At 38.8% G+C, this 13,383-nt stretch carries 10 protein-coding genes; 1 reads left to right on the forward strand and 9 read right to left on the reverse strand.

Annotated features, from left to right (window positions below):
- Positions 1 to 54: 54 nt before the first annotated feature.
- Complete coding sequence (trxA, locus tag GFH32_RS10140) at positions 55 to 354, reverse strand: thioredoxin (RefSeq protein WP_153511504.1); 300 nt, start codon at positions 352 to 354, stop codon at positions 55 to 57.
- Between the two features lie 479 nt (positions 355 to 833).
- Positions 834 to 1,679 (reverse strand): glycoside hydrolase family 25 protein, encoded by an 846-nt coding sequence (locus GFH32_RS10145; protein WP_153511505.1) that lies wholly within the window; start codon positions 1,677 to 1,679, stop codon positions 834 to 836.
- 50 nt (positions 1,680 to 1,729) lie between these two features.
- On the opposite strand from GFH32_RS10145, the gene GFH32_RS10150 reads away from it, so the two are divergent.
- Positions 1,730 to 2,614, forward strand: coding sequence for a bestrophin family protein (locus tag GFH32_RS10150; RefSeq protein WP_153511506.1), 885 nt, complete (start codon positions 1,730 to 1,732; stop codon positions 2,612 to 2,614).
- 106 nt (positions 2,615 to 2,720) lie between these two features.
- Here the strand turns inward: GFH32_RS10150 and GFH32_RS10155 are convergent, their stop codons facing one another.
- From GFH32_RS10155 to GFH32_RS10185, 7 genes are all read right to left on the reverse strand, one after another.
- On the reverse strand, positions 2,721 to 3,125 hold the full coding sequence (locus tag GFH32_RS10155; protein WP_153511507.1) for a helix-turn-helix domain-containing protein: 405 nt from the start codon (positions 3,123 to 3,125) through the stop codon (positions 2,721 to 2,723).
- A gap of 82 nt (positions 3,126 to 3,207) precedes the next feature.
- Positions 3,208 to 3,717: a DUF1573 domain-containing protein gene (locus GFH32_RS10160; protein WP_153511508.1), complete on the reverse strand. Its 510-nt coding sequence runs from the start codon at positions 3,715 to 3,717 to the stop codon at positions 3,208 to 3,210.
- Positions 3,718 to 3,731: 14 nt separating this feature from the next.
- The gene (locus GFH32_RS10165; RefSeq protein WP_160366902.1) at positions 3,732 to 5,819 is read right to left on the reverse strand and encodes a DUF4838 domain-containing protein; all 2,088 of its coding nucleotides are present in this window, start codon (positions 5,817 to 5,819) and stop codon (positions 3,732 to 3,734) included.
- Positions 5,820 to 5,841: 22 nt separating this feature from the next.
- Complete coding sequence (locus GFH32_RS10170) at positions 5,842 to 8,646, reverse strand: hypothetical protein (protein ID WP_153511510.1); 2,805 nt, start codon at positions 8,644 to 8,646, stop codon at positions 5,842 to 5,844.
- Between the two features lie 31 nt (positions 8,647 to 8,677).
- Positions 8,678 to 10,114 (reverse strand): glycosyltransferase family 2 protein, encoded by a 1,437-nt coding sequence (locus GFH32_RS10175; RefSeq protein ID WP_153511511.1) that lies wholly within the window; start codon positions 10,112 to 10,114, stop codon positions 8,678 to 8,680.
- Positions 10,115 to 10,132: 18 nt separating this feature from the next.
- On the reverse strand, positions 10,133 to 11,293 hold the full coding sequence (locus GFH32_RS10180; protein ID WP_153511512.1) for a HEAT repeat domain-containing protein: 1,161 nt from the start codon (positions 11,291 to 11,293) through the stop codon (positions 10,133 to 10,135).
- 528 nt (positions 11,294 to 11,821) lie between these two features.
- Positions 11,822 to 13,378: a helix-turn-helix domain-containing protein gene (locus tag GFH32_RS10185; protein ID WP_153511513.1), complete on the reverse strand. Its 1,557-nt coding sequence runs from the start codon at positions 13,376 to 13,378 to the stop codon at positions 11,822 to 11,824.
- Positions 13,379 to 13,383 lie beyond the last annotated feature (5 nt).

Raw genomic sequence — 13,383 nt, forward strand, 5'->3', positions numbered from 1 at the left:
TAAAATGCTAATGACCATTAGCAAAAGGCATAAAAAAAGCTAGTATTTCTTATACTAGCTTAGATGTGAGTTAATCAGTCGAACCAACTCATGTTTCTGTTGTAATCCACTTTGACGCCAGACCTGCTCTCCATCTTTATAGAGAATTAGTGTCGGCACCCCCTGCACATGAAACTTAGAAGCTAATGCTTGATTCTTGTCAACATCAATCTTGATGATGCTTAAGTGATCCCCTAGCTCCTCCTTCACGTCTTTTAATATCGGCGCAAGCATCTGACAAGGACCACACCATGCCGCCGAAAAATCAACCAATACAACTTTATTACCCTTTATTAATTCATTGAAACTTGCCATATTTTTAGATGTTAGATATAAGATGTTAGATATTAGACATTGGGATTTTTGATAATAGAACTATCGAGATCTAATTATGTTTGCTTTAAAAGATTCAATTTGCCTTATCCCATTTTAGTATAATCAACTAAATCTATTCCAAACGCCTTATGGATAAGAATCAATGCCAGAATGACAGGAAATAGTAGTTAGTAGAGAGTAATTAGGGCATAGTATTTAGTAGAAAGTATTTAGTAGTTAGTATTTAGAGCGTATTGTTTAGTATTTGGTAATTAGAATATAGTGCTTAGTATTCGGTAATATAGAACATAGTGTTTAGTATTTGGTTCTGAATCCTTTAGCAAAATCTATATCACATTTCAATGTTCAGATCAAAATATCAATAATCTTTCGCCCGACGTACTAAGCACTAACTACTTAATACTAAATACTAACTACTTAATACTAACGTCTAATATCTTACATCTAATGTCTAATTCCTAATCCACACAAAGCTCTTCCAGATCTTCAATACTACCAGTGTACATATTGAGGTCAACCGGACCTTTGATACCGGCGACTGTGCCTTTTTCAGAAAATTGCCAGAAGTTCCAATGTTTTTTGGGGCTTTCGATCCAGAAATTATAGTTAGCGATCCAGAGGGTATAATCAGCAAATTCCTTTTCTAGGAAGTCTGCAAAGTATTTATCAGCTGAATAAAGTATAGGTTTTATGTCGTAATGTGCTTCGACAGCTGTAAGCCAGCGTTTTAGTCCGACTTTTAAACTGTCCATAGATTGACCTCGCGGCATTTCCTCAATGTCTAGCACTGGAGGAAGGTCTCCAGGTTCCAATTTCACGATCTTAATAAAATTCTTCGCTTGTTTTGCCGAGTTCTCATTGGGACGAAAATAGTGGTAAGCACCGCGCAGTTTGTTTTTATCTTTAATCTCCTTCCAATTCCTTTTAAATCTGCTGTCTTTAGCACTTTCCCCCATGGTAGCACGCACAAAGATAAAGTCGACAGGGAACTCATCATGTATGGTTAGCACCTGATCCCAGGAAATATCACCTTGGTATTGCGAAACGTCGATTCCATATATCTTATCATCGTATCGACGCATCAATTCCTTATTACGGATATCATATTTTGTGCGATCTTCAAGAGTGACTGGATTTTTATCAAACCATTTTATAAACAAATAGGAAATTCCTGCGCGATGTTGAATCGCAAAGATTATCAGAACGATAAGTACAGGAATAGTGATACTCCAGATCAGTAGTTTACGTTGTACTTCTTTGTCTGTTTGTACTTTTTTCTTGTCAGTTTTGTTCCTTTTTGACATATTGCGTGAAATTAGGCTATTTCTAGCGCATAGTCAAAAATAATTTATCTATGATTGTTTATAACCCAAAGGATTGGTTTAACACCATTAGCTATCTGCATAATAGCAAAATATTTAAGCGTCTTCTTCCCTATCTAATCATCTCCATATTTGTATCATGGGGTCTAGCCTACGTTGAGCTTGAGTATTTAAAGCTGTCTGACCGAAGCTGGATTAAGAACATTACAACTGTCCACAACCTACTCGGCTTTGTACTTTCCTTAATCTTGGTATTTCGTACCAATACAGCCTATGATCGTTGGTGGGAAGCAAGAAAGCAATGGGGTACACTGACAAACACCAGTAGAACTTTAGCCATTAAAATGAATGCATTCCTCGACCCACAGGATAAAGTCAATCGTTCATTCTACAGAAAATCAATAGCATTATATGCTGAAACGTTATTTACCTATCTACGCTCAGACTACACGAAGTTTATGCTTGATGAAGTCGAGCATCCAGAGCTAAATAGTCTTGACGAAAAGAAACATGGGCCTAATCAAGTTGCGGCATTGATTTACAAGAAAACAAACATCCTCTATAAGGAACAAAAAATAACGGGTGATCAGTTAATCGTCATAAATCAAGATATAACAAGCTTGACCGACGTTACTGGGGCATGCGAAAGAATTAAGAATACTCCTATTCCACTTGGCTATAGCGCATTTATCAAGACCTTTATTATCTTGTATACAGCGACTCTGCCGATTGGCTTAGTCTTCTCCATGGGATACTTTGTCGCTGCTGCAGTACCATTTATTTTCTATGTCTTAGCGACATTAGAAATGATTGGCGAATCTATTGAGGAACCCTTTGGATCCGATTCAGACGATTTACCAATCGAAAAGATTGCCGCCAATATCAAGAAGCATACCCAAGAGATTCTATTGCCTTAATCAGTCTCTGCTTAAGGACACAGTTCGGATATTTAAATTTTCATCAATACCGAAGGGTAGGAACAATAAAAAAAGGCAAAGTTATATAAACTTTGCCTTTCTCATCTTAAGCGATCTTTTGATCGAAATAAACGATGAATTGGGTTGGGTTTAGTCCTCGATGATCCTTAATTGATTTTGCAAATTTCCCATACGAGGAAAATCCACAATATGCAGCTAAATAAGCGAGCTTAAAGCTTCGTGCTTGCTCAGTCTTCCGCAAGTAATCTTCCAGATAACATATGCGTAGCATATTGATATAGTTTGGAAAATCACTGCCTTTGTTTTTGTTTACTACAAAGGATAAGTACTTCGAGTTACAGCCGATTTCACGCGCTGTAGAATTAATTGAGCAGCCTGGATTCAGAAAAAACCGATCCAGCTCCCATTCATTTAGGGCATTCAAAAGTTTGCTCTCCGTGTCGGGGCTCATATAAACCTTTGAATCCGTCTTTTGATGGTTTGCAATCATAATTTTAGGTTAATTTACTATTACTAATTCGCAGAGTATTCTTTAATTTTCGTTTGAATATAGATGTTGGTTTGTTTTATCTTTAATCCAGATCGAGATAGTATCCAAGGTTGTTTTCCTTACCATCAACCATATCTTTCACGCCACCTTCTTTAGCTTTCTCTTCTTGGAACAGCTCCTCATAATCCTTCGTATAGAGAGCATTCGGAACTACATTTACATCAAAAATGAGTTCTTCCTTCAAACTACTAGCAAAATTGCCATATAGCTCAATCCAATGCTTCACATAGCCAATGTTCTTATAACTATTGAAAGTCATACTAATGACGCCCTCCTCACCTGGAGGAACATTCTTCGTCGTAATTTTATTGACTACAAGACAGCCGCAAGATGTGATAATATCAGTAAGCAACAGTGGGACATCCCCTGTATTCTTAAATTTAAAAACAACGTCTAGATGTTGCCCGGTTAAAATTGGATAATAATGGCGTTCATTGTCTATAATCTCAATTGTTGTTTTCTTGTCTTTGAAATCATCACAAGAAGTAAACAAGAGTATGATTATAAAACAACTATATACGAATTTACTCATTTTAATATTATTTTTTAATTAAAAACTTGAACTTCATCCAAACCTAGTCTAGATAAGCTCGGATTTCTTGTGCTAATTTTGATTTTAGAAGCTTTTGCAGCATCAAAATTGGAAAGTGGAATGCTCAAGGTAAATGTGTTATTAGAAGGACTGGGATCTTTGATCTCCGATTGATAGATCAGCTTGCCGCCTTGCCAACATTCGACTTTCTCAGGAATACCGTATTGATGTCTTTCGTTTTTCAAAAAACGCATTTGTAGCTCTTTTTTATCGCTAAAAGTGTTCACATCAATCGTGAAGGTCATACTTTTACTAGAGGTTAACCAGCCTTGATGAAAATCATTAGCAAAGCCCAGGATCCCGTCCACTAGACTCGATTTAGGAAGCACCTCCTTCTGCTCGTTTACAACCTGCAACAATTGAGACGACTTCAACTGATTCGGCTTCTGCGATAAAGAAGCATATTGATTCCATTCGGTGATATAAGTCTTTAAATCTCCATCGCTCTCCTTATACACTTGAATCTTCTCCGACTGTATATCTTTTGTCAATTCAGCTAACAGTGCGATCGTTGAGGGCTTAAGTTGAACACGTTGATTAACAATCTCAAAGGCACCTGTTTTCTTTAGCCCCTGACTGTAAGCAATCTGTAATCGGGTATAACGAAATGCTGCCAAGAGCTGTGCAACAGCCGCTTGCTCGCTACCTTCCATTGATGGATATAGAGCTTGTAATGAAGAATTCAGTTTTAAAAAATCCATCTCATTGAAATAAGATTGCCGTACTTCCGAATAACCGGCATACAAGGAATAAGGCTTACCTTTGTTCACAAAATCACTTTCCAACTTCTGGTAATATGCACTCAACAACTGATGTGATTTAGGATAGAATTTCTTGAAATACTTGTCAATAAGCGGAGCGATATCTAAATTCGAATTGATCATCAACGCCGCCGAGACATAAGTTTTTACATCATCAAAACTGCTGTAATCATAACCCGACGCATTGAGAAATACCCCCTTCACTCCCTCCTTTTTATAGGCTTGTAATTGTGCTTTTAACACCGACAAAGAAGGTAATGGAGTTAGGTAATCATCGAAATTTGAAGAGTAATCCCAAAGGAAGATCTCCTTCGCTTTTGGTTTCCAGGCATGAATTTCTTTATTAAAACGTTGAAGAGCCTGATTATCCTTTATTTTCGTCGACTTTGGTAAGTCAATGCTGCTAAAAAATATGCCTGCATTGGGTTCTAAAGAAAAATCAGAAGGTAGATTCACTGAATGATATCGTATCGTAAAAAACTGATGCTGTCTGAATTCCTTTGCAAGTTTGTTCAATAACAGCACTACAGCAGATGCTGCGTTTGTAGAAGTGTTCCCGGCAGTCTTACATTGATCGCAAGTACATGAGATCTTATTATCATTCGGAGCAATCATAAATTTCATGCCCTCGCTTGGATCGCTGCTGAAGTTATCCAAAATATAATTATGCAGTTGATTATATAAAGCCTCGCTACTAAAGCAAAACTGCTCTTTATTAATCTGACCGGCATCTGTTGCCCATACGCCTGGTTCGTCTTGGATAATTCGTGTTATATTATGTCCCCAAATTCCCCACTCACTATCCAGATTATTGGTCCCTAATATCGCCGCATAATCGACATTTGTATTCGGTTTATAGTGCGGCTCGCGATAGGCGAAATCAAAGTCTTTGCATTGTGTTTTAAAATCAATAAAGGCTGGCGGTAGATCGTCAACGGCGACCTCCTTTTTCACTTGCCCCAAAGTTTCAATCAATTGATAGCTCATCCAAGTGGATATCTTCGCCGTTTTTACACGGATAAGAATTTTCTTATGCTCATACTGTATGCAGTAGTCGTTTTTCAAATCTGTCGCCAATTCCACATGAATTTCCTTAGCGTCATCTGGTATCGCCTCATCTAGCTCTGCAGTACGAAAAAGCGCTTTGTCTGATGAACGTTTGTGTAGTTGATTGTACAAATAGTCTCGCCATTTTTCACTTCCCGCATCTTGCTCTGCTGTCAAAACGTAAGATGATGCGTTTAGATCATAGTGATCATTGTGACAGGCGGTACTGATCATAATTAAGCAACTGAGGATTAGACTAAAAGGCAACATTGACTTGGATAAATAAATTATATAAATTACGATATGTTTTAGGTAGCACTGCTGTTTGTACGTTATACCAAGTACCTAGCACACTGGAAGACACATTCTTACTGATTAGTCGTCCAACACCGGCACCTACCATACTATTCATCACCGACAGCGTGTTGAAACTTTGATAGTTTAAGATGTCCACATCAGGCGTTGAACCAACGTTGGCCATAGCAACAACATAATTCTTCGGATTGTCAAAGCTGTAGCGGGCTTGAGCTGCTAAGTTATACAACCATTTCTTTTGCAAGATTGATTGCGTAAACTTTGCTTGCAATCTAAACTGCTCCAAATCTTTCCCAACTTGTACAACCCCAGAACTCAAAGCCTCCTCATTATATAATTTTCTATATCCAGCAGCAACTTCAATCTCCCAATCTTGCGGCAACGTACGTATAATAGCGCCATTAACTGCAAATTTCGAAAAATATTTGTTAGAAACACTGAAATCTAACCGACTTGACCATAATTCATCCCATGTTCTCCCCCATTCAACCTGACCTTGAACGCCTTTGCCATCTTCACGACCAGCATAAAATACGCGACCAGCAAAGTTTCCATTTTGCTCAATACGATTATATTCAACCATAGAGATCGTCTGAATCGCATAATAATCGCCATAGCGGGATCGCATATGATTAATTGCAAATTCGTTCTTGTATAACTTATGATTCAGGTATTTCAGATGTGCTTTAAACTCATCCAATTCTAATAAGCCAGGTTCGTAAAACGACTGATAATAGTATGCTGAATCAAATTGCTTCAGCTTCTCATAAGCAAGACCTTTCAAATACTTCAGCTCCTTATCCATCGGTTTATGAATCAACCCCTGATCTGCAATAGTAATTGCTTCCTGCTCTGCTTTCTGCTTAAGTAATTCCAAAGCGTAGTCTGTGGAGGCTTGCACATAGGCATTAACTACCTCATCATGATAAGGATTCGCCATTATCTCCTCTTTCATCATCGCCCACACGTCTTTGGCTGGCGCCGCATTAGCTTGCATTGCAGAAGCTAATTTTACGCGAAAGATACTCTCGGAAGGATAAGCCTCCTGTGCCCTTCTCGCGAAGGTTAGCATCTTCCCATAGTCTTTCATCTGATGTGATATGTTAATTGCATACAACAGCGCTTGTTGGTTGTTTGGCGCAAATGCTAGCCAACGTTCAACCCAGTTCATCGAAGCAACATAGTGCTGTGCATCCATACGCTCCTTAACAATTTGTGTCATCAGGTCATTGAACCCTGACAGGTAATAGAATTGTTGATCGCTAGTCAAAGAATTCAGCAATGCCTCGTAGGTATACACCGCTTGCTCATACTGTTGCATGCGCATTTGTATACTCGATTTCTTCAATGCCAATTGGACATCGTAGCCTTGCTTGCTCTGAATCTCATCTATCATTCGAATAGCCTCTGGATATTTACCTTGTTGAAAGTAAGCGTTCAACAAACCATTATTGATAAATTCACGATACTCTTGATTCGCAAGCGGAATAAGCTGAATTAACTTTGTCTCCGCCTGATTCCATTCTTCGGCTGCCAAATGATCCTTTATCTCACGACTCAAAACCCCAACATAAGCTTCTTTCAAATCTGCATCTCCAGGGTAATTCAAAAACAAGTTCTTACTGAGCTGATTCACCTTCGTCTGGTCATTTTTCAAACGGTATAACTCCAATTCTTTCAATGACAAATTCTTTGAAACACCCTTCAGACGCATAAAGCTATGCAATCTATCCAAGGCTTCATCATATTGCTGTTGACCAATTAGGCTATTGAAAACCACTTGAAACGCTTCCTCATTACCTGGACTAGCATCTAAAATCTTTCCATATAAAACCGCAGGATCATTGTCCTTAGCCGAACGAGCCGCTTCCAATAAGAAGTATTGATATTGTCCAGAGCTAGCCGCTGAAGGATCTTGCTTAATAAAAGCTAAAATCTCATCATAACGTTTGTCTTGCTCTAGTAATGCAATTTTTTTCTGGCGAAGTGAAGCATTCCCTGGAAATGTATTAAGACCGCGTTCAGTGATCGTCAGGGCATTTGCGTAGTCCCCAGTCTTTATATAGCCATTAATTAAATCCAAATAGATATCGATATTTCTTGGCTTCTCTTGAAGTAGAAGCTTATTCACTTCATTGGCATCATCCATGCGTCCCGCTTTTCGCTTTTCGAGTGCAGTCATCTCCATTTGATAATTTACATCCAACTGTATGGTATTATCTTCCGGAAAGATCTGGGAAATTCGCTTTAACAATCGGTTAGCTTCAACCTCATTTCCCTGTAAGCGATACAATTCAATCTTCTTACGCCACAATCCTCGCCAATACGGATTAATCTCCAACAACTCATTCACAAAGCAGATCGCACTGGAGTAACGCTTTGTCTCCGTTTCTACAGTAACCAATAAATGTCTGGAATCCACATTCCCCGGATTGTAAGCAATGGATTTATTCAGTTCGAAACGCGCTTTATCATATTGCTTCGTCAAGACGTAGTACTTGCCGAGAAGCATTTTCAAATCCGAATCTTTCGGATATTTCTTTAAATTAATTTCAGTCAATCGTTTTCCATCCTGCAACTTTCCAGCATTGTAGAGAACGTTAATTTTCTTTACAACGTCGTCTTTGTCGCTCAGGGTGATTTTCTGCTGGGCATATAGGCAATTTCCGGAGAAATGTTCAACTGATCCTGCGCTTAAAAAAAGCATAAGTATAGCAGCGCGAAGATATTTAATATTGCGGTTCATTAGATTTTTAGCAAATAATATAATGTGATGACTAGGCGGCTTCTGATTCCGACTTGGTTTGAAATCCCTGACGAGTCATGGTTCCCCATTTAAAATTCTTCCTTGTAAGGAACTGCCAATAACCTTTGAGTGAAAAGAACACTACAAATGGATGATACAGGAAGGCTTCAAACGACGAGAAAAGAATCAGTTTCAAGTAATCGGTAAGCGATCGATATTGTTTCTTAATGGATATATCGAAGACGATGGTTAAAGTAGATATGCTAACCCCAATGAGGTAGACATAAAGCAACATTAGCCAAAAGGTTGCAAAATTAATCTGCTGCGTATACACCTGATAGATTAAGAAAAAGAATCCCGTTGTCTCGATAATAGGCGCTAGAAGTTCAAAAAATAAGGCATAAGGCATAATCAGCATGCCCATGCGGCCGTAGCGTCTGTTAAATAGAAAACGACGATGTACAAAGAAGATCTGTAATAATCCTCTGCCCCATCTTGTTCTTTGACGAGCAAGCACTTTCAAGTTGGGAGGACCTTCTGTCCAACAACAAGAGAAAGGCGTTTGTACAATGCGATACGGCTGTCCGTTATCTCGTTTATGCGCGATCATACGCAACGTCATATCCATATCTTCAGCGTGTGAATTGGTGTCAAAACCACCGCATTCAATCACCGTTTGTCTCTCAAATAAACCGAAGCCACCAGAAACATTTGGGATCGAATTAATTGCTGACCAACCCATCTTAGCCACCAGATAGGAACGCAGATATTCCGTCTCTTGAAAAGTTGGAATAAATTGACGTGGTGGACTAACGCGCGTAATACGGCCCTCACTAAGCTCACAGCCATTTGCCATTCGCATTGTTGCACCAACAGCAATGACAGGGATATCAGAGTCTAAAACCGGAAGAATAACCTTGGTCAGCGTGTCTGGTGCCAAAATACAATCCACATCAGTATTGATGAAATAATCATATTTCGCCACGTTAACTCCCGCATTCATCGCATCCGCTTTTGTACCTCCGTTAACTTTGTCGACAACAATAACCTTATCGTATAAAGGATTGAAAGACTTAAAAATACGCTTCATCGGCTTACAGTCCACCTTATTGATATAGGCATAAGGTACTTCCACCATTTCAAAATTCGAGATTAACAGATCCAAGGTCTTATCGGTACTACCATCATTAACAATAATGATTTCAAAGTTCGGGTAGTTCAAACTCAATAGTGATTTAACACTGTCGATTACAATTACTTCTTCATTAAACGCTGGTGCAACAATTGAAATACCAGGCGCCGATTCCGGATACTCCACCAATATACGTTCCTCACGATTGGTGTATCTGGTTTTATGTCTCCAAATATTGAGGTAGCCTAAAACAGCCAGGGAGAGATAGATAAAGGTAATGGAAGTCGCATAAAAGAAAATGGCATAGCCATAGGCTGTAAATAGGATATCTAACATGAATGTGCTTGATTAAGCTTAAACCCCAGATTGGTAAGTAACTTGATCGAATATCTTTTTCCCAAATTCATTCGATGTTGCTGAAAGCTCTTTCAATGCGGCATTCCCTGCTGCGCCAAATTGCTGTATAGCATAGGCAATCTCAATCTTCAATTCATGATCATGCGTTCTATTGTAGTTGCTGCTTAAAAATTCCAATCCAGCTTCGCTCTGAAACAACGTAACCGTCTTAATAATGGCGCGTTGTACTTCGCTATTATTCATCCCGAAAAGGTTAAAGAGCTTAGGTTCCACTTCCATATGATCAAGCTTTCCTAAGGTTTCGATGATCGCCACCTTCAGGACATTCGATGTTTCAACCTCTAACATACTCGTTAAAATAACACTCGCTTCTAACTGTTTGAAGAAACCAATCTCCTTTATCATAAATGCTTTAAAAGCTTCATTTTCTGAGGTTCTAACCCAACGCGTCAATAATGGTAATGGGCCTGATTTTGCACGACCCGTCAAGAAATGATGAATCAACACCTCATCTAATGCATTGAAATCCGAATCAAAGCTGTCCTCCAAAAATTTAAACGGATCATTATTATCAAACCCTAATGCTGCAGCACGAGCATGTTTTCGCAAACCTTTATCTTTATGATAAGCCGAACGCATTACAATAGCACCAGCACAACCATTGCCTAAATCATCTAACTTGCGTAAAGCATTACGACGACGATTGGAACTACTCGATAGCAATTCTTTCTCCCAGAACGAAGGAATCTCATAAGCATTTAACAAAGCCCGTACGTTCGTTTGATTTACTGTTGTTTTCGTCCCTGCGCCATTCTGAATCAAAGCAATAATAATATCAGTAAAGATCATCTTATCTTGTTTGTTCTTAACCAGAGAAATCGAATCCGCTAACTGGAAAGCAACATGCTCTTCAGTAAGATTCGCTTGTTCGAAAATAATCGCATTGATACGATCCCCCATTTTCGATTCGATTTTACTCTTGCGGCGTTCTTTTGTTTTTAGGTAAAGATTGATGGCTAAAAAGCGTATCAAACTAAAAACATAAACTAGTACCAGTATTGAAACGAGCAATACGGTTAGGCGGATAATCAAAGGATATCCGAAAAACTTGCTCTCTAAGTAGAGCGCGTAATACTGTATATAATAAGTTAAATCCATGGTAATTTGTTTAGATTAATTATTTAGTTCGGTTTGTGTTGTATTCGTGATTGTACGTGTTTTGTTGATAGCTCAAAATTAGAGTCAACGCAAATGATTTTTATCTCATTTTCGAATCTATATGACCATTTGGGAAAGTAAGACATACTGATACATTTTTTACAGCGCTGATTATCAGTTGTTTAAAAATATCATATCCACTCTATTATCCGCTATCCGAATTCGGAATACGAAAAAATTATTACCCATAATTCGGAAAACGGACAGCAATCTAAAGGGTGGACATTCCCTGATCTCTGCATGTTTATATCAACTTTAGGAAAATCGGAAAAATTAAGGTCTGTAGGTTTAGCTATTATTTTCCAATAAAGCACTAAAAAAGGGTAGTAAATTTAGTTTTTGTAGTGTAGAAGCCACGAATATTCGGGGAATTGATAGCCTTGTGTAATATTGTTCAAGCTGTCTCAGATGATAACCCTTGCATCGAAGCTAAATGTCCTCCCCCTAAGGCTTGATAATAAGGAAATGTTACTGCTTTTCTTTTCGGAGTTCATCGATATATTGGGATGGAGTTTTTCCAATAACCGATTTAAATGCTGTGGTAAATTTACTATGCGAAGAAAAACCAGATAATTCGGCGAGGTAAGCCAACTTATAATCTAGGAAAGCTGGATCACTCGCTATCCTTTCCAGTAAATAATTAATCTTCTTATGTTGCAGATAGTCGTTAAAGTCTAGGTTTCTATATTTCTTGATGATATGAGAGACATATTTCTGATTCGAACTAAGCTTACCGGCAAGCTTATTCAGGGTAATATCGCGATCCAGAAAAAAGTTCTCTTGCTCCAATTCCGAAAGTTCCCGAATTAGGCGCGTCTCCGTCTCTATGGCGATATTTAGCTCGGACTCCGCATTAGGCGGCTCGGTAGCCGTAGCTAGCGTAGAACTGAGCACAGCACTCTCCTTTGCCGGCAAATCAAAAGGCTTCTCTATATTCTTTGGTTTTCCCTTCCGCTTGCTATTGTTAAAGCGAAATTGATAGATGAATACCAATAAGAGTACAACGGAGACCGCAGACACACACCACCAGAACAACAGTTTAAATTTACTATTTCGTTGACTCTCGTTTCGAAAATCCATGATGATACGCGAAGAAATCTGCTGTGCGACCAAATGACGATCTGCAACCAGGGCATTCTGCTTCTTAAGGTATTCGATTGCCAAAGGAAAATCACCAACGATAGAAAAGTAATCCGCGCTTGTTTTATAATAAAGTTCTTTCAATCGTAGTCGACCCGACGTTTTAACCGATAAAGAGGTCTTATCAAGATAATGTTTACAGGAGTCGAGATTTTCTTCCCGAAGATAAAACTCGGCTAAGCCACGGTTGATATAAGGGATAATCGTTAAATCACTATCGCGCAGTAAATCTTTAGAAAGGTACATATACTCGCTTGCTGCTCTCGAGTTTCCCAATTCCATCTCGCAAACACCTTGCAAATGGTAGTTCGCCGCGCGAATAAGACGAATGTCAACACTCGTTTTCAGCTGACTGTCAATGATTGCTTTAGCACTATCCAAGAATATGAGTGCACTCCGATAGCTGTAGGTATTCATTCGGTATTGCGCTTTCTCTTGGAAGAGTTCTACTTTTATCGTCGCAAGTCGACTTGGATTATCTATTAACTGACACATCCGTTCGGCGGTTTGCAGATGCTCTCTAGATTGTTCGAAAAGTCCTAACTCCCGAAAATTCGTAGCCAGCATTTTCGAAAATATCGCACGCCAGTCCTTATACCCAGTCAAATGTGCTAACTTCTCACCGACCGTCGCGTAATATATCGCATTAGCACTATTTCCCAAGCTATGTTGAATCTTACTATTTAAATTGTAGGCACGTAACTTCTGCTCGTCGGTCTCTGCAGCTTTAAAAAGTACGTCTTCAAAACGCTCCGATCCGGCCACATCGGAATTATTAAATAATCGAGAACTGCTAGCATAGGCTTCCTCAAAATTCGAAGGCTGTGCCCAAGCAAGAGAAATCGTACATAACAAACAAATTAAAGGAGAAATTAACCTACACATAGCAT

The organism is Sphingobacteruim zhuxiongii (assembly GCF_009557615.1).
GTDB lineage: Bacteria > Bacteroidota > Bacteroidia > Sphingobacteriales > Sphingobacteriaceae > Sphingobacterium > Sphingobacterium zhuxiongii.

What these genes read in the sequence shown, in the direction of transcription:
- trxA (WP_153511504.1), bottom strand. Translation starts at nt 354, where the DNA reads ATGGCAAGTTTCAATGAATTAATAAAGGGTAATAAAGTTGTATTGGTT.
- GFH32_RS10145 (WP_153511505.1), bottom strand. Translation starts at nt 1,679, where the DNA reads ATGTCAAAAAGGAACAAAACTGACAAGAAAAAAGTACAAACAGACAAA.
- GFH32_RS10150 (WP_153511506.1), top strand. Translation starts at nt 1,730, where the DNA reads ATGATTGTTTATAACCCAAAGGATTGGTTTAACACCATTAGCTATCTG.
- GFH32_RS10155 (WP_153511507.1), bottom strand. Translation starts at nt 3,125, where the DNA reads ATGATTGCAAACCATCAAAAGACGGATTCAAAGGTTTATATGAGCCCC.
- GFH32_RS10160 (WP_153511508.1), bottom strand. Translation starts at nt 3,717, where the DNA reads ATGAGTAAATTCGTATATAGTTGTTTTATAATCATACTCTTGTTTACT.
- GFH32_RS10165 (WP_160366902.1), bottom strand. Translation starts at nt 5,819, where the DNA reads ATGATCAGTACCGCCTGTCACAATGATCACTATGATCTAAACGCATCA.
- GFH32_RS10170 (WP_153511510.1), bottom strand. Translation starts at nt 8,646, where the DNA reads ATGAACCGCAATATTAAATATCTTCGCGCTGCTATACTTATGCTTTTT.
- GFH32_RS10175 (WP_153511511.1), bottom strand. Translation starts at nt 10,114, where the DNA reads ATGTTAGATATCCTATTTACAGCCTATGGCTATGCCATTTTCTTTTAT.
- GFH32_RS10180 (WP_153511512.1), bottom strand. Translation starts at nt 11,293, where the DNA reads ATGGATTTAACTTATTATATACAGTATTACGCGCTCTACTTAGAGAGC.
- GFH32_RS10185 (WP_153511513.1), bottom strand. Translation starts at nt 13,378, where the DNA reads ATGTGTAGGTTAATTTCTCCTTTAATTTGTTTGTTATGTACGATTTCT.